Origin of the sequence: Rhodococcus sp. WS3 (assembly GCF_003797085.1) — a bacterium.
GTDB lineage: Bacteria > Actinomycetota > Actinomycetes > Mycobacteriales > Mycobacteriaceae > Rhodococcus_F > Rhodococcus_F globerula.
The window spans coordinates 1-18,173 of record NZ_RKMA01000003.1 but is presented as its reverse complement, the minus strand read 5'-3'; the positions used below and the strand labels follow the sequence as shown (position 1 = coordinate 18,173).

Annotated in this window: 10 protein-coding genes; 5 read left to right on the top strand and 5 right to left on the bottom strand. The window is 62.5% G+C overall.

What is annotated here, in order from left to right:
- Nucleotides 1–29 precede the first annotated feature (29 nt).
- On the bottom strand, nt 30–1,343 hold the full coding sequence (locus EEB13_RS21165) for a DUF5691 domain-containing protein (protein ID WP_261984611.1): 1,314 nt from the start codon (nt 1,341–1,343) through the stop codon (nt 30–32).
- Between the two features lie 100 nt (nt 1,344–1,443).
- On the opposite strand from EEB13_RS21165, the gene EEB13_RS21160 reads away from it, so the two are divergent.
- Nucleotides 1,444–2,691 (top strand): hypothetical protein, encoded by a 1,248-nt coding sequence (locus tag EEB13_RS21160; protein ID WP_261984610.1) that lies wholly within the window; start codon nt 1,444–1,446, stop codon nt 2,689–2,691.
- A gap of 148 nt (nt 2,692–2,839) precedes the next feature.
- Entirely contained in the window at nt 2,840–3,616 is a 777-nt protein-coding gene (locus EEB13_RS21155; RefSeq protein WP_045069586.1) for a hypothetical protein, read from the top strand.
- A 16-nt stretch (nt 3,617–3,632) separates the two neighbouring features.
- On the opposite strand, the gene EEB13_RS21150 is transcribed toward EEB13_RS21155, so the two are convergent.
- A complete protein-coding gene (locus tag EEB13_RS21150; protein ID WP_084702989.1) occupies nt 3,633–4,580 on the bottom strand; it encodes an aldo/keto reductase in 948 nt (315 codons plus the stop codon).
- Nucleotides 4,581–4,774: 194 nt separating this feature from the next.
- On the opposite strand from EEB13_RS21150, the gene EEB13_RS21145 reads away from it, so the two are divergent.
- Nucleotides 4,775–5,212 carry a hypothetical protein gene (locus EEB13_RS21145; protein ID WP_141486220.1) on the top strand — a complete coding sequence of 146 codons (438 nt, stop codon included), beginning with the start codon at nt 4,775–4,777 and terminating at the stop codon, nt 5,210–5,212.
- Nucleotides 5,213–5,214: 2 nt separating this feature from the next.
- Nucleotides 5,215–9,078, top strand: coding sequence for a cation-translocating P-type ATPase (locus EEB13_RS21140; protein ID WP_141486671.1), 3,864 nt, complete (start codon nt 5,215–5,217; stop codon nt 9,076–9,078).
- Between the two features lie 54 nt (nt 9,079–9,132).
- Here the strand turns inward: EEB13_RS21140 and EEB13_RS21135 are convergent, their stop codons facing one another.
- Entirely contained in the window at nt 9,133–14,619 is a 5,487-nt protein-coding gene (locus tag EEB13_RS21135; protein ID WP_141486670.1) for a carboxyl transferase domain-containing protein, read from the bottom strand.
- Nucleotides 14,620–15,302: 683 nt separating this feature from the next.
- Entirely contained in the window at nt 15,303–16,088 is a 786-nt protein-coding gene (locus EEB13_RS21130; protein ID WP_187328601.1) for an HD domain-containing protein, read from the bottom strand.
- 90 nt (nt 16,089–16,178) lie between these two features.
- Between EEB13_RS21130 and EEB13_RS21125 the strand changes: the two genes are divergently transcribed.
- Entirely contained in the window at nt 16,179–17,153 is a 975-nt protein-coding gene (locus EEB13_RS21125) for a sigma-70 family RNA polymerase sigma factor (protein WP_141486218.1), read from the top strand.
- Nucleotides 17,154–17,222: 69 nt separating this feature from the next.
- Here EEB13_RS21125 and EEB13_RS21120 read toward each other — a convergent pair whose 3' ends face one another.
- Nucleotides 17,223–17,630, bottom strand: a complete 408-nt coding sequence (locus EEB13_RS21120; RefSeq protein WP_141486217.1) for a VOC family protein — start codon at nt 17,628–17,630, stop codon at nt 17,223–17,225.
- Nucleotides 17,631–18,173 lie beyond the last annotated feature (543 nt).

The window sequence follows — 18,173 nt, the reverse complement described above, 5'->3', positions numbered from 1 at the left end:
GCAGTCGCGGGGTGCGGCCCCGATTGTTGTCAGTGTCCGCCCCGCAGTACCTCCAACCGGAGTCGCCGGGCTTCGATGTGTTCGGCGGTCTCGGTGAACGCCCGTTGCCAGTCGGTGGACGCAGTGCGCTCGGCCGCATCCAGTAGGAGTGTACCGGCGTCGAGGGGGAACCTGGCTTGCGCGCTTCGCAGCGTCGAGTAATGGCTGTGGCGAGAGTGGATGCCCAGTTCTTCGCCGGAGGCAGTGTGTTTGGCGGCTTCGCATTCGAGGGCGCTGACAAGTTTGTGGGCAATCGCCAGAGGCCAGGGGCGGTCGATGCCGTCCAACAGGGCACTGCCGTCGACGCCGAGAAGGTAGCTGTCGGCATGGCCGGCAAGGATGTACGCGATCCGTTCGCGGGGATGTGCAATTGCGACGACGCGGCGGTCGGTGTTTCGGCCGTCCCGCTCGAGTAAAGCCGATGCCCAGGCCGGGTTCTTCTGCAGAACTGTTGCGGCGGTCCACGATTCGGTCATCACTTCGTGCCATTGTTTCTCGATGGGAATGCGAAGAACGTCGTGTGGTGAACCGATCATCGCTTCCCATAATGCCAAGGGAGTAGCCGTGACCACTTGCCGCAGCCACCATTTGCCGATTCCCTTGTACTGGGCCCCGACATCTTCGATACCGTCGCGTGGGGCTTTGTCGTCGAGTGAACCGGGCAGCCGAATGACGAGGCGAGGCCGTAGGGGTTTGGTCTCGAGCCGCACCCAGGTGCGAGCCCGGGTAGCCATACGTTCGGCAAACGGGGACTCGGGAAGTTGGCGGAGCAGTTGGATCGAACGCTCACGGACCGGCGGCGACAGATCGTCGAGTCCGCGTTCGAGAGTGTCGTAGTCGTGCTCGCCCAGGCCGACGCTCAACCGGCTCAGGAACTCACGCCGTAAATCTGCGGGTTCGTTGTCCCACGCGATGTCGAGTTCTTCCGTTGCGAGTGCGGGGTCAACTGTTCGGATGTAGTCGAACCAGGCAAGGCGGTCGTCCGGGTCGGGTGAGAGCCACAGTTCGTCGCGACGTGACCCGACCCGACGCAATTGCGCCCAAGCAGGATTGTGGTCTGCAAGATACTGTCCGCGCGGGCCGGCGAGCCGAAGGAGTGCCTCGCGATGTTCGAGGTGGGTGCGCGCCGCTTCCATGAGCGCGGGAACAGTTGGTGCGGGGGCAACGTATCGGTAGGTTTCGGCAACCTCGAACCACTCGGGTAATGACGGTGACCGTGTCTCGAGCAGTGACGTCATGTGCGTGATCGCCGACGCGGGGAGCGTCGGACGCTCTGCCGTTCTGTCGGTTCGCAGCGAGATCACTTGCCTACGGTAAGGCAGGGGTGTGTCGACTTTCACTCGGGGTATCGGCGCGGATGTCGAGATTCTGGGAGAGTGGACAGCGGCACCTGGGAGGCTTGACATGGCAGAAATTCACGGCGTCACGGTGGGTGATGGAACCAGTGGGGCGGAAGTTAACAGTGGTGCAGATGTGTCGGTTGCCGAACGTCGTGCCCTGATTTCCAGCCATGTTCGAACCTGGTGTGAAGCAGGAATCGTCGAATCGAATCGCCCTGAGTTGTCCACCGAAGTCGCGCTGTTGTTGGCCGGTGGCTACGTCGACGACGAGACCCGGGCGATCATGGCCGATCGCCGCGCGGTCGGACGGTCGTTCCCGGATATCGGTGGTTGGTCCGAACTGAGGTACCTGACGGACGAGTACACGCGAACATGTCGACGGCTGAGCGCTGCCCGAATCGGTCCGGTGCAGGTTGTTCTGGAACGACGTGTGCAAGCCCTGGAGAAACGCGTCAACACCGCGCGCTCGGCGGTCGTTCGGTCCAATCGCCATTTTGCCAGCAGCGTCCGCGCTATTCGCAAGGATCGGCGTGACGGATTACATCTCGACGTGGAGCAGCGCGAAGCCCTGTTCGTCGGACTCACGCGTACGCCGGTTCCGGCGAAGTCGACTACTGGACTGGGCTCCGTTGCCGGTAGCGGGAGCGCGGCACTCGACAAACTCGCCGGACGGTTGGCAAGTATCGAGGGTTCCGGAGTCCTCGCCGACGCCGGCCGTCGTGTGGCCGAGGTGCTCGACGGCTTGGCGCCACACGACGACGGCGGCCTGGCCGGGAAATATGACGCGCTGCTCTATCTGGCCGGCAACGTGTACGACCGCATCGAGTCATCGAATGCCTGGCATTCCGATCATTTTGTCGTCCAACGCAATCAACTTGACCTTGCCGACGAGATCACCCAGATATCCGTGGATACGGTTGCGTTGCGGTCGATTCTCGCCGAACTCGACGAGGCCGCTGACCTTGCGCGCGACGAGGCAACCCGAGCGTCGATCGACTCGCGAATACGGGCCCTCGGCGCAGTGTGGGATCAGTTGGTCGAGCGAGTTGCGGCATTGGCGCGGATCGGTGACCTGGTCTCCCGGGCCGAAGATCAGCTGAGTTCGCAGCGCGCGGTTGCACATGCCGCGAGCTTGGACAGCCGCATCGACGACCTGCTCGCGCGGTCCGGATCGCGGGAGTTGTCGGCAGCCAACACGCACTATGTCGGGGATCAATTCGACGGTGTCGAGGAGTTGATGTTCGCCCACCGTGCGGCGCTGTACGGCGACATCGCACTTCTGACCTCTGCGAACGAGCGGCCCGCACCTTAGGTGTTGAAGCGAGGGCGCGGTAAGGTCGAGGTAAGTAGCCGGCCGTGAGCCGGATTCGCCGGGCGTTGGACGCGACAATTGTTCGCTGGCGCCTCACCCGCAGGCCGATCTGGCGATACCGGGCGCAACAGCTTCAAGAAAGTCGACCATGGAAGACACCGCAAGTCGTGGCATCAACGCGTTCATTTCCGAAGTAACCCAGCGTGGGGGCCAGGCCGTGCGGTTGACGCATTCGCGCCGCAACCCGGTGCAGGTGACGGGCAATGACGGCAGTACCCGCATCGTCCGGGTTCGGTCCAAGCTCGATGGTGATTGGCAGGCCAGGCGCCAGGACGAGTCGATCGAGAGCGACGACACTCGCTCCGAGTTCTGGGTTTTTGTCGATCTTGCGATTACGCCTCACCAGTTCTTCATGCTGCCGTCGGTGGAGGTGGCGGACGATATCCGGTCCGAGGTCGATCTGTGGATGATGGACACCCCTGGTCGCACCCGGACGGGGCATCACGCGATTGCGCGTGGACGGGTTGCCCACGGTCATGACCGCTGGGACGTTCTGGGCGTCGCTGCGGTCAAGGATCCGAGCATCCAGGTTGCAGCGCCGGTAGCACCGAAGCGCGCGAAGGCTGCGGTTGTCGTCAAGAAGCGTCGTGCGAGCGCCGCCGACGACGAGATCCCGGTGATCGATCTGCGCGTCGAGGTGAGCGCCGATTGCCACGGGTACCGCTGGATCGGTCGATTCGACGAAACGAGCGGTGTACTCGAAATCATGCGTGGCCCCATGGAGGGACGAAGGTTCCCCAACCCGACAGCTGCTGCGAATGCTGTCACCGGACATATTTCCGGAGATATCGAGAGCTACGACGGTTGGGTGTTCTGGACTGTCGACGGCGCCGCGTTGGGTTCGCGGCACCGCCGAAGCGCCTAAGCTCCCGTCACTGCGCCTAAGCTCCCACTGCTGCAGACACTTGTTCGAGCAGGTCGAGCTCATCCGACGTGAGCACCAGATCCGGTGCGTCGAGTAGCGCCGGAAGCTGTTCCACTCGGCTGACGCTGGCAATGGGCGCGGTGATACCGGGCCGGGTCAGCAGCCAGGCCAAAGCGACGGTCGACATTTCACAGGTGTGATTTTCGGCGATCTCGGCAATCGCGTCGACCACCGCCAGGCCTGCGTCGCTGAAGTAACTTGCCGTGATGCGTTCGCGGGGACTTCCGTCGATATCCGCGCGGGTTCGGTACTTTCCGGTGAGGAACCCGGACGCGAGTGCAAAGTAGGGAAAGACGCTGATGTTGTTGTCGGTGGCGATCTTCGCGAGCTCCGGTTCGTACGATTTCCGGTGCACCAGGTTGTAGTGGGGCTGCAGCGCTATGGGTCGCGCGTACCCGTTCTCCTCGGTGATTCGCAACCATTCGCGCACGCGTTCGGGGGTGTAGTTCGAGATTCCGAGGTATCGAACCTTGCCGCTCTCGACCAGTGCGTTGAGCGCTTCGAGAGTTTCCTCGAGCGGTGTACTCGGATCGTCGAAGTGTGCGTAGTACAGATCGATGCGGTCGGCTTGGAGGCGGCGAAGTGACGCGTCCGCTGCCGCGGCGATGGTTTCTGCCTTCAACCCCTTGAAATCGGGGTGGCTGCCGACCTTGGTGGCAACGACTATGTCGTCCCGGAGGCCACGATCGGTGATCCACTTTCCGATGATGGTTTCGGATTCTCCGCCGGAGTTACCCGGAGCGGAGGCGGTGTACGAGTCCGAGGTGTCGATGAAGTTCGCGCCGGATTCGGCAAAGGCGTCGAGTATCTCGAAGGACGTCGCCTCGTCAGCGGTCCACCCGAAGGGGTTGCCGCCCAAGGACAACCGAAAAATGTCGATATCCGAGCTGCCGATTTTCGCCACTGCGCAGAACTCCCGTCGATGCAACGTCGACGCCATTCGCCGACGTTCGAACCGTACCGCGTAGCAGTCCTGTAGGGGGTGTGGCGTCCGGAGAGCGGGTCGAAATCGTTGCTGTTCGTGATTGCCTCTGGCGGTGTGGGGTATGGCCAATTGGTAATGAACCTTGTTCGACGGACTGTGAGAAGGAGAGTCCGATGTCGATGGTCAGTGAAGCGACGCGGGTAGTAACGGGCGCGGCGAGCGTGACCACCAGTGCGGTGGGAGCCGTGGGTGGTGGCGTTGTCGGAGGAGTGAACGGCGGAATCCGGGGCGCCGTCGGTGGCATGCGCAACGGTATGCGAGCGGGTAGCAAGTCGACGCCGACGGCTGTTCTCACGCTCGCGGCGATGGGTGCTGCCGGTTTGGTCGAGTGGCCGATCCTACTGGGCGTGGGCGGCGCGGCCGTCGTGCTACGGCAGTGGGATCGTCCCGACGGTGAGCGGGATCGTCACGGTGAGAGAGAAGGTGAGCCGAAGAAAATCGAAAAGACTGCGAGAGCGGAACTGGGTGCCGCCCAGACGCCTGGTTCTGCGCAGGTGGCAGGTGTGGGCACGCCGGAAAAATATACGACCAAACCGGGACCGGTGGCGTGAGTATGTTCCCAGCCGGACTCACCGGGCTTCTGTCCACGCCGTTTCGATCCACGGCCGAGCGCCAATTGATCGGACGGGCCTTCAGTACGGCCATTGCGGCCGCGGGAATTGTTCCGGCACTGGCAGGTTCGGTGACGCGGGTACCGAACCTGCCTGGATCGTCGTTGCTCGCGGCCGGCGTCTCGGTCCTGCATCATCAACCGGCTCTGCGTCAGCAGTTGGAACGTATGCTCGGGCGCGAATTGACCGATCTGGTCCTCGAATCGGCCAAGTCGGTGACCGACGTGGTGACACAGGCCCCTGCGGCGTTGACGGTTGATCTCGGCATGCGGTCGCTGCTGCTCGGCGAGGCCTGGAGCCTGCGTAATGCATCGCAGGAGTGGGGTGTTGCCGTGTCGTCGGAGGTGCCGGACGGCGAGAGCCGCGGGCAAGGTGAGCGTCACGCGGAGCGAGTAGCGCTGGCCCAGTTGGCAAGTGGTGCTGTGATCGGTGCTGTCACTCAGAATTCCGAGATCGCATCGACGGCAGTGCGGGTTGCGGCGCCGCGGGCGTTGCGGATTTCCCGAGAGGCGTTTGCCGCAGTACTGACGAGGGAGCTGTGGCAGCGCGAGGGATCGCTGGTTGTCGACCCCGGTGCCGCTCGGCGGCTCGACCGGGTCGACACAGTTCTGATCGATCCGCGTGTACTCCTCACGCAGGAGCTTCGGGTGGCAGACATCCGCGGTGTCGCGGACTCGGACCGGGTTCATATCTGGAACCGTTCGCGGCGAAAACTGGGAAACGACAAGCTTACTGTTGGGTGGCATCGGATCGGCGGCGCGGATGTGCTTGTGCGTCCCACCCGCAAACCGTTGGCACAAGCCGTAGTAGCGGAATTGCGGATTGCTGGGGTGCGCGCCGTCAGCCTCGATGTCGACACTCTCGGGTCTCTGCGCGGCGGTTTCGACGAACTCCTCGAGGCTCCCGGCGACAGCGACCGAGACGTCGACCGGGCTTTGGAATCGGCACTGACGACGCTGTCGGAAGCCGGCGCACATGTCTGCGTGGTCAGTTCAGTCCGCCTCTACGGGCCCGCTGAGCTCAGGATCGGTGTGGCCGAGCCTGATCGGGCGCCGCCGTCGGCGGATATCCTCGAACACGACCTTGCCGGAGTATGGCGCGTGCTGCATGCTCTGCCGGCGGCGCGGGCGGCGACGAGACGCGGCGTCGAATTATCCAGCGGTGCTTCGGTCCTGGGTGCATTGGTCATGCTTCCCGGCGTACGCGGACGCGGGCCGGGGCCGATAACGGTCGGGGCCGGCGCCGCGCTGTGGACCGGGTTCAGGTTGGCGCGCTCGGCAGTTGGTGTCGAAGTACCCGAAGGTTCCTCGCGTAACGACTGGCATGAACTGGGTACCGACGAAGTGCTACACGAACTACCGTCGCCCGACGAGAAAGTGCCGGCTGAAACACGATCCGGAAGCTTGGCGCGCGTGGCTGCGCCGGTCCGGGTGGGCCGTGACGTTCTGGATGCGGTCCGATCCGAGTTGTCGGATCCCTTGACGCCGGTGCTGGCGACGGGATCGGCGGCCAGTGCAATTCTGGGCTCGCCGATCGATGCATTTCTGGTGGGCTCCGTATTGACCGGCAATGCCACTCTGTCTGCGATACAGCGACTGCACTCGGAACATGTTGTTCGTGAACTACTTCGGGTGCAGGAGCCGTTGGCGCGACGGGTATCGAACGGGTCGGAGCCCGAGCGGGTTCCGGCAGATCAATTGAGAATCGGCAATATCCTCGTTCTCGAATCCGGAGATGTGGTGCCTGCCGACGCTCGGCTTCTCGACGTCGATTCGCTCGAGGTCGACGAATCCTCTTTGACCGGAGAATCCATGCCGGTCGAGAAACAGACCGACCCCACTCCAGGAGTGCCGGTGGCCGAGCGAAGCTGCATGATCTACGCTGGCACAACCGTCGTTGCCGGCGCGGCTCGCGCAGTGGTGACCGCCGTGGGCTCGCAGACCGAAGCGCGCAAAGTCGATGTCCGGGCACCGCAGCGTGGCCCCGAAGTTGGATTGACGCACAGACTCCGAGATCTCACCCGAAAAACGCTCCCCGTCAGTCTCGGCGGCGGGGCGTTGGTGACCGCGCTAGGACTGCTACGTGGCACAGCGCTACGGCAGGCGGTGACCGGTGGCGTCGCTGTTGCCGTTGCCGCTGTGCCGGAAGGTCTGCCGTTGGTTGCCACTCTGGCGCAGCAGGCCGCTGCGCGCAGACTGACCTCGGTGGGAGCGCTGGTACGTTCACCGCGTTCGATCGAAGCGCTGGGTCGTGTGGACGTGGTGTGCTTCGACAAAACCGGAACGCTGAGCGAGAACCATCTGCACGTCGCGGCAGTAGAGCGGGTCGACGGGTGGCGGGGAAATCGGATTCTGGAAGTTGCCGCGCGAAGTGCCTTGAGTAACAGTGGAGATCAGGTCTTTCACTCGACCGACGCGGCTGTCGTCAGTGCAGCCGACGACGTTTTGGCGCATCCACTTGTATTCGAGGATGAGGAAGCGTCGGCGATGGTGCCGTTCCGATCCGGCCGGCCGTATTCTGCCGCGTTGATCGGGCATCGGATTGCTCTCAAAGGTTCACCCGAGTTCGTTTCGCATGCAGCCGCATCGAAAAAGCGTGTGTCCTCAGGGCATGTCAAGAAGATGGCAAAGCGCGGACTCCGGGTCATCGCGGTGGCTCAGCGTGAGCTGTCCGAGTCGGCCGCTCAGCGTGCTGCGCAGGATCCCGAGTTTCTGGAAGAGTGTTGCGCACATGATCTGGAGCCGGTCGGACTGCTCGGGCTCTCCGACACGCTCCGCTCCGATGCCGGGCAACTCGTCGCGGAACTTCGCGACCGGGGACTGGGCGTGCGGGTCATTACCGGCGATCATCCACTGACCGCGGCAGCGGTTGCGGGGGAGTTGGGGTTGGACGTGGACCCGGATGACGTGCTCACCGGTTCGGAGTGGGAGAACATGTCCCACACCGAAAAGGAGGCAGCGGTCGCGGAACGAACCGTGTTCGCGCGGATGACACCTGAGCACAAGGTGCAGGTTGTCCATGCTCTGGAGTCCAGTGGCTCGGTGTGCGCGATGGTGGGCGACGGCGCCAACGACGCGGCCGCGATCCGCGCTGCCAGCGTGGGTATCGGAGTTGCGTCCACCGGTAGTGATCCCGCCAGGGGCGCTGCGGACATCGTCCTTCTGGAAGGTCGGGTCAGTGGACTGATCGACGCACTCGACGAAGGAGCCCAGTTGTGGCAACGGGTGCGCTCGGCGGTGGGTGTCCTGCTCGGCGGTAACGCGGGTGAAGTGGCGTTTGCCTTGATGGGTAGCGCTTTGTCCGGGATATCTCCGCTCAATGCGCGGCAGATGTTGCTGGTCAATCTTATGACCGATGCGTTGCCCGCCGCAGCATTGGCAGTGAGTACGCCGACTGCCGAGGGCCGCAGCGATACGCCGGCGACGGACGCAGACGCTTTGTGGCGCACCATAGCCGTCCGCGGCGGCGCAACCGCGGCCGGTGCTCTGTCCGCGTGGATTCTTGCCCGGATGACCGGTCGACGGAGGCGTGCGTCGACGGTGGCTCTGGTGGCGTTGGTGGGCACTCAACTCGGGCAAACCTTGATCGAATCGCGGAGCCCGCTGGTGGTGGCGACGGCTGTGGGGTCCGTTGGGGTGCTCAGCGTTCTGGTCAGTACCCCGGTAGTGAGCCAATTCCTTGGCTGTACCCCGCTCGGTCCGCTCGCCTGGGCGCAGGCAATCGGATGTGCTTGCGGCGCAACCACTCTTGCTGCCGTCGTCGCACCCGTCATCGAGCGGTTGGTGATGCCCGAGAACAAGAGCTGAAACACAGACGGCCCTCGCCGGAATTATCCGACGGGGGCCATCTGTCTGCTGTGATTACTGCTGCGCGACTGCGCGCTTCATGCCACGCTCGACGGCCGCGATGATCTGCGGACGCAGTTCGGCGGCAGGCACGATCGCATCCACCGATCCGACCTCACGGGCGCGCTGGATGTTGTGGATGGCCTCGAACTCCGATGCCACCTCGCCGAGCTTGTCGGAGCGCACTGCGATGCGCTGCGCACTCAGTTCGACTCGCAGACGCGCCTTTTCGGTGTCGTCCTTCGCTGCGGCAAGGTCCGACTCGAGCTGCTGAACCTTCGGGTCCTTGTTGGTGCGGGTGTTCACGTCGCGAGTGAACACCACGGCTGCGGCGGGGGCGCCGCCGAGGACGGACGCAAACGATCCTTCCACGGCCAGAACTTCCATGTTGTCGTTGAGTGCTCCGGAGAACACCACAAACGCGCCACCGTGGTAGCGGGAGACGACACAGAACACGATCGGACCGTCGAAGTTGACGATGGCCCGGCCGATCTCGGCGCCGTATTCCAGCTGAATGTTGCGCAGCGACTCGGGGGAGCCGTCGAAGCCGGACAGGTTGGCCAGCACCACGATCGGACGGTTGCCACTTGCAGCGTTGATGGCGCGGGCCGTCTTCTTCGACGAGTTCGGGAACAGCGTTCCCGACGTCCAGGTGTCCGGACCGTCGGCGGGGAAGTGTCCCTTACGCGGAATTGCGCGAGACTCGATGCCGACAACGGTGACCGGGTATCCGGAGAGGTGCGCGTCGATCACCACGGAGGTGTCTGCGCCGGCCATGTCGGCCCACCGCTCGAGCACGGAGTGGTCCTGGTCGACCACCGAACGCATGACCGTCCGAATGTCGAAGGGCTTCTTGCGATCCGGGTTCTTGACGGACGAGAAGACGTCGCCGACGGTCTCGAAGTCGCTCGACGGGTGGGTGTGCGGGAAACTACGCACGTCACGGTCGACCGGGTCGGCGGTGTTCGCCCGACGCGGGAAGCGTTCTCCGGGAGCGAGGTACGAGTGCGCGTAGTGGCGGAACAGGATTTCGCACGCGGCCGTGAGGTCGGGTGCCCAGTACTGTGCCTGACCGTTGGGGCCCATGACGCGGTCGTAGCCGCCGATGCCGAAGTTGTCTTCAGCCGAGACGCCACCGGAGTAGTCCAGTGACTGCTTGCCGGTCAGAACCATGGCGCTGTCCGGGGTCATCACCAGAATGCCCTTGGTGTGCATGAGCATCGTGGCTTCGGCGTTCCAGTACGGCTGCGCGCCGACGTTGATGCCGGTGACAACGATGTTGATCTCGCCGCCGTTCTGGGTGAACGTGATGATCCGGCGCAGTCCGCGCGAGATCCAGTCCATGTTCTCGGTGCCGCTGTCCATGGAGATGGTGGCACCGGAAGAGAGTGCAAACCACTCGACGGGTGCGTTGAGCTTTTCAGCCAGATCGATGGCAGCGACTATGCGGGAACTCTCGGCCTCGGCAACCGTTCCCAGTGCCTTCGTGGGATCACCGAAGAGTGCGACGCGAGTCATGCCCTCGGGGTAACGAGGCGTCGGCGTGTTGACAAGTCCGACAACAATTCCGGCCTTGTTGAGGCCGAACGGCCGGTCGACGGGAGCCAGAACTCCGGCGTCGTCGAAGTCGTGCTCGACAAACGTGCCCTTGTTGCCGGTGAGGAGCGGCACCAGTTCGTACGGGTAGACGGTGCCGCGGGCGCGCGAGCTCTGCACCTTCTGGGCGTACGCGTCGAGGGGGAGCAGCGGTTCGGTGGGCGGGGTGGTCTTGTTGATGACCACCCCGGCGCCGGCTCGGTACGAGAAGCGCAACGCAACTTCCTCGGGCGCTCCGCCCTTGGGATCCTTGAGACGAGTGATCAGGGTGATCTCTTCGATTCCGGCGCCGACAGTGAGGCGCGCGGCGTTCTGGGCGATCACGGAGAATCGATCGGCGGGAACGTCGGCAAGAGGCCACACATAGAGGACAACCCGGTTGGCGGCGAGTCGACGCTTGTCACCGCGTTGGCTCTGGGCGCGGCGGATACCGTCGAGGCAGGCAGCGAGGGTGCGTTCGATTGCGGGAAGCGCAACCATCCGGCCTTCGTCGTCGAGTTGCGGTGTCACGTCACGAATTTCGGCCAGCGCGATGAGGCGCTCGTCCGACGGGTTCTCCTTGGCGGAGAGATGGAACAGGTAGGTGTTCTCCGGGGCGGGAAGGCGCTTGCCGTTGAAGTTCTTCAGACGCCACATGTCGAGACGCTGACCGGTCAACGGGTGCATGTCGCGAATGATCTGGTCCTCGACCAGTTCTCCGTCAACAGGACGGAACGTGACCCAGCGGACCGGATCACCGTTCGGGTTGCAGACGATGACCGTCACGCGGCGTGAGCGACTGACGGTCTCGTTGCGAGAGAGCGCAGTCCGGAGTGTCTCGACAAGAGTGTCGCCGTCCGCCGGCTGGTTCGGCCAGTCGAGGTAGATGTCGATTACCAGACCGCGACCTGTTGGGGCGTCCTGCGCGATCGTTGTGACGTCGTCGAGAGCCGTTCCGAGAGCATCGAATTCGGCCACGGTCGAGACCAGATGGAGGCCGTCACCCTTGAGATCGAAGTTGCCGGTGACAAAGCGACGGTCGACATGCTCGAATGCGCGCACGTCCTCGAAGGAGTGAATCTTGTAGTAACGGCGCGTGATGACCTCGACCAACGGTCCGCCGTCACGGCTACCCAGACCGATCTTGCGGCCCAAGAGATCGAGCAGCGGTTCCGGTGTTGCCACGAGATTGGCGATCCGCTGGTCGCGGTCTGCGGCGTCCGGCTGCTCTTCGAGATACGCGATGTTTCCGCGCACACCGTCGTACACGTCTTCGCGAACCTTGCGGATGCGCGGCTCGTCGAAGTACCGGAATCGAAGGTTGCGGGCGACGTCACCGATAACCGGGAAGCGCACCTGCGTTGCCACGATCAGCCGGTCGAGGACCTCGTTCAGTTCCTGCGCCGAGCAACCGGGTGCCTTGTCGCCTGCGAGCCAGCCTTCGAGAAGTGCTGCGATGACCGGGATCTGGGCTTCCATGCGCTGCAATGCGAGGAAGAGTCGGTAGACAGCTTCCTCGACTGCGACGCGATCGTCGAGATCGGTGACGTCGTAGTGGCGCAGGGCGCGCTCGAGGCGAGTGCGGAACGACGCCGGGACGCCCTCACGTTCGACGTCCAGCGAATGCAGGAACGTGTGGAAATGCTCGCGCGGGCTGTGGACGGACTCGTCCTTCTCCGTCTCGCCTGACGTGGGCTTGTTGCGGGAGAGCTCGCAGATATCGGCAAACGTGGTCAGAACGGCAAGTTCCGCCTGCACCAGTTCGCGATCTTCCGACTCTAGAGCGCTGCGCAGTGCGTCGTACTCGGCGAGAACCGCATTGGCATGCTTGCCGCTGACGTCGTAACCGCTGATCATCGCGGTCAGGGCTTCGAGCTGGGCCAGAGCGTCGGAGCGGGTGTCCGAACGGGAAGTCGAAGCGGACAGATCGAATTCGACGCGCGGAGCCTTCTCGGTGACAGCTTCCTCGCCTACCTGATCGACACGCAGCAGCGGTGCTCCCGCGTCGACCTGCGAGTTGACCGTCGCAAGGACCTCGCGGACCTTTCCGGCATACGGCGCGCGAACCGCGGTTTCCATCTTCATGGATTCGAGAACCACAAGGGTGGAACCGGCTTCGACGTCGTCACCGACGGAAACCGGCACTGCGACAACCACAGCGGGAGCGGGCGCGCGGACTACACCGGCGTCGTCCTGGCTGATCTGGTGGCTGATGCCGTCGACCTCGACGAGGTAGCGCGACGGGCTTGCGACGGAGACAATGTGGAAACGTCGATCACCGATGACCAGGCGTGACTCGAAGTCGCCGAGCCGATCGACGTCCACCTCGACATCACCGGCATCGCCGTCGACGCGATAGCTGTGCGGACCGGTACGGCCGACGGTCAGCTTGTACGCCTGACCCTGGTAATTCAGCTCGACCGTGCGGCCGATCGCGTGGTTGGCGCGGGGACGGCCACCACGGGCGGACGCGAGGAATGCTGCGCGCTCGAGCGATTCCTCGGCGTCGTAGGCGTCGATCGCGGTGGCGACAAGCGCGACGTCGGCGCGACGCGTCGTGGAATCCAGAGCGCCGGTGCGGTCCAGCCAACCGGTGTCGGCGGATGCCGAGATGACCTCGTCACGATCGAGAAGATCGAGGAGGAACGACTTGGTAGTGGTGCCGCCGTCGAGTACGACGGTGGTTTCCCGCAACGCCGTGCGCAGGCGTGCGAGGGCTTCCGGACGGGTGCGTCCCCAGGCGATGACCTTGGCGACCATCGAGTCGTAGTCGGGAGGAATGACGTCGCCTGCTGCGATTCCGGTGTCGACGCGGATACCCGAGCCGAGGGGGAACTTCAGCAACTGGACGGTGCCGGGCGCCGGCGCAAAATCGTTGTCGGCGTCTTCGGCATTGAGACGAGCCTCGACCGCGTGACCGAATGCGGGCGGGCAATCGCCGACCAGTTCCTCACCGCTGGCAACAAGGATCTGCAGCTTGACCAGGTCGATACCGGTGGTGACCTCGGTGATGGGGTGCTCGACCTGCAGGCGCGTGTTGACTTCGAGGAACGTGAACAGCTTGTTCTCGGGCTGATAGAGGTACTCGACTGTGCCTGCGCCCTGGTATCCCGCGGCCTTGACGAGTTCTGCCGACACCTCTTTGAGGTGGTTCGACTGCTCTTCGGTCAGAACGGGGGAGGCAGATTCCTCGATGACCTTCTGGTTGCGACGCTGAATCGAGCAGTCGCGGACGCCAGGAGCCCAGACATTGCCGTGGTTGTCGGCGATGATCTGCACCTCGACGTGGCGTGCGTCGGTGACCAGGCGTTCGAGGAAGACGACGGGATCGCCGAAGGAACGTTCAGCCTCACCCTGCGTGCGCTCGAGTGCAACTTCGAGTTCGTCCTCGGCCCACACCTTGCGGATTCCACGTCCACCACCACCACTGCGAGCCTTGATGATCAGCGGGTAGCCGATGGCCTGTGCGTGGCGACGAGCGTCGGCGCGCGTGTCGACCGGCCCACCGCTCCACGGCGCGACGGGGACGCCGACCTTCTCGGCGAGGATCTTCGCGGCAACCTTGTCGCCGAGCAGTCGCATGGCGTCGGCACTGGGGCCGATGAACGTGATGCCAAGTTTTGCCACGATCTCTGCGAAAGCCGGATCTTCGGCGACAAAGCCCCAGCCGACCCAGACTGCGTCGGCCTTGGCTGCAAGCAACGCGCGTTCGAGTTCGACGTAGTCGAGATACGGACTGCCGGTTCCGGTGCTGCGCAGCGTTACGCCTTCGTCGGCCTGGCGAACGAACATGGCCCGACGCTCGGCCTCTGTGTGCAGTGCAATGACGCGAATGCCGTAGTCGTGTTCAGCATTCAGTTCGCGTACTGCCCTGATCAGGCGGACTGCGGCCTCACCTCGATTGACCACTGCGATTCGTTTGAACATTGTCACTGCCACCGTCCTTGATGAGATTCATACGTCGCGTACGACGCGATATGGGCTGATCGTGCGTCACATACCGTCATGCTGTGGTTTTGACTTGCTCCGGGTTGTGGGCACTGCTGCTGTGACAAAAACTGCGGTGATGCGAATTGCTAGCCCCCGGATACGCATCTGCAGGTGTTTGCCATGTGGGTTCGTGAGTCCGGTGACGCCGAGTGCACGCGTCACGCCTGTGGCATGGACTCAGAACCGCTCCAATCACGAAATAGCAACATAGTGTTTCTGCCTCCAGGGAGTCCCTGGTTTATCTAAGGATGCAGTATGTGCGCCCACATGTCACCTGGGCGAATTCAAGAATATTAGTCAACGTGAACTGCGGTAACGCTTATCGTTTAATTGGCTGTGCCACAGACACTTTCGGCGTTGTGATGCGGATCACGGAGCGCTGAGTCGGGGCCGAAAACGAATACTCGTGGGTAACAAATTCGATTCTGGCGCAGTAGTTTTGAATTTGCCCTATGCTACTGGCCAGTGTTACCCGTCGGTACTACTGGCGAGTACGTTAACGCCACGCAAATGCAGAGCAAGGAAATTGCGTCTCACAGGTTTAATCGGATCTACCCCGGCGCGGCCCCGAGTGACTCGCGGCAAGGGTTCAACCCAGGCCTCACTGCGATGACTGCCAGTTACGTTGCTGTAGAAGTGCTTCCGGGCTCGCGGGGATCTGAGCTCTCGACCGGAAGGCGAGCCTCCAGTTCGTCGAGATGGTGAGTGATGTCGTCAAGTCCGGACTGGGGAAGATTCAACTGGTTACCGAGTGTGCTTGCCCCCGTGCGGAAATACCGGACCAGGGGGGCGTACTTGGCGGACAGCCTTGTTCGCGTCGGCTCGCCGAGATGCTTCACGCTGCCCGCGTTGTCGACGAAATCGCTGAATTTGACGAGAAATACGGCGGGATCTTCAATTGCCGCCACGACACGATCCTGATAACTGACAGCATTTCCATCTTGACTGTCGTTGATCGGATTAGTAACGGCTGCAACGATATTCGCTACTCGACTGCCGAAGGTATTCGAAATGGCCTGTGACGCCAACTGTTGGAGTAAGGATTGGTCCTCTTCGGAGGTCGGGTGGCCGGACAACAGTTCGATAACGGCGCGGGGTTGATCTTCCACCGTGTCGTGGAGAGCCGTGGCCGCCAGAACGTCGGCATCGACGCATCCGTATCGGAGGAGCCTGAGAACATTGCGCAACGGGTGGACGATATAGGGGTCCTCCGGGTTTTTGATTCCGTTCTTGCGGTTCTGGTCGATGTGAGCGAGCGCGGCTACATTCATCGCTTGCTGCAAGGCTTCGACGGAAATGGACGCCCGCTCCGCTGCCTCCAAGACTGCGAGCGCAAGGAGTGCTGGGTCCATCTCTTTGAGAGCGATAGCGTCGAAAGTGCGGCTGATCGATGTGGTGTCGTGCATAGGAACCTCTCGTTTGTGGGGCAGGAAATGACATGCATTGTTGCCTCGAGTCCTCCTGTGTATCTCGGCTTTGGCAACTAGTCTGAGGAAATGACAGTCGATCAGGCGTTGGACAGCGATTTTCTGACACTTGCCGATCCGTATCGGCGAGAGCTTCTGGCGCACTGCTATCGCATGATGGGTTCCATCCATGATGCTGAGGACCAGGTCCAGGAAACATTCATCCGCGCGTGGCGGGGGTTCGACGGTTTCCGCGGCCAATCGTCGTTTCGAACCTGGCTTTATCGTATCGCGACGAATACGTGTTTGACCGCCTTGGAAGGGCGCGCCAAGCGACCACTTCCGACAGGGTTGGGTGCGCCCAGTTCGGATCCATCCGACGAGTTGATCGAGCGCAATGAGATCGCGTGGCTCGAACCTATCGCCGACTCGTCGCTGGGTGATGTGAACGATCCGGCCGTCATGGTGGTGCAGCGAGATTCGGTGCGGTTGGCATTGATCGCGGCGCTGCAGCATCTCTCTCCGAGGCAGCGAGCGGTATTGGTGTTGCGCGACGTGTTGCAGTGGAAAGCGGCAGAGGTAGCCGAAGCCCTCGATACCACCACGACCGCGGTCAACAGCGTTCTACAACGAGCGCGCGCACAGATCAGCAATATCGCGCCTACCGAAGACACTCTCATCGAACCCAGTTCCGGGGAAGCGCGAACATTGCTGCGTGAATACGTCCGTAGCTTCGAGAGCTACGACGTCGACGCCATCGTCGCGCTGTTCACGCGCGACGCGGTCTGGGAAATGCCGCCATTCGAGGGTTGGTACCGCGGCCCCGAGGCGATCGGCCAGCTCATCGGGGACAAATGCCCGGCCGACGGGCCAGGGGCAATGCGTCTACTACCTACATCGGCCAACGGTCAGCCGGCGTTCGGGCTCTACATGCGTCAGGAGGACGGCATTCACCATGCCTTCCAGCTGCATGTTCTCGACGTCACCGAGTCGGGGATATCGCATGTGACCTGCTTCTTCGATCTCAGCCTGTTTCCCAAGTTCGGTCTACCAGCCGAGCTGTAATAAATCAGGGGTTGCACGCGAAACCCGCGCACAACCCCTGACGGTTGCAGTCTTACTGCGGATTCGCCACTACTGGGGATTTGCCGCAGCCGGGTCCATCCACATGACCTCCCAGACGTGATTGTCGAGGTCGCGGAATGCACGTCCGTACATGAAGCCGTGATCCTGAGGCTCCATCCACTTGGTGCCGCCGGCCGCGATGGCCGCATCGACAAAGCTGTCCACCTCCTCTCTGCTCTCTGCAGAGATGCACAGGAGGGCTTCGCGGGCTTTCGACGTGTCACAGATGTCGTCCGCGATGAAGTCGCCGAATCGGGGCTCGTTCAGGAACATGACAGTCGCCGCATCGCTGACGATCATCGACACGGTGTTCTCGTCACTGAACATGTCGTTGAACTCGAAGCCGAGCCCGGCAAAGAAAGAACGGGTGGCGGAAACATCCTTCACAGGCATGTTGACGAAGAGCAGTCGGGACATCAGGTACTCCTTGCTGTCGGGTGGAACCGCTGTTGTTTGGTTCCTTTCACAGATGCAGACCATCCGAGACGCAGAAAATCATCGGGGGAGCGGGGATCTTGGTGAGTATTTCCCTCTGTTAACTGTCCACAGCGCTGTGACCAGGCGATTTGGTGTTGTGTTGATCTTCGCGTAACTTATTCCAAGTCAGAGCGACACGGACACCGACTCCCGCTTCACAGCGAGTGACACGAGGTTGTACGAAGTGCCTGGCCAAAATTCGAAGTAGTTTCCATCATGTATGGTTGTGCTTCAACCCCAGTTCTTCTTCACGATGTTCCGGTTTGCGCCGGTGACTTCGATGGGATAGGCTGGAAAAGTTGCCCCGGAGCGAGCGGCTGAAGGTCGCGGTGATGGTGTGCGCGTGTTCTTTGAGAACTCAACAGTGTGTCGATGAATGTCAGTGCCAAATTATTTTGGTACTTCGCATGTCGAATGATGTTCCGGGCCTTCGGGTTTCGGTTCTGATGTTCGGGGTGTGAGTATTTTTCGTCGGTGATTGTT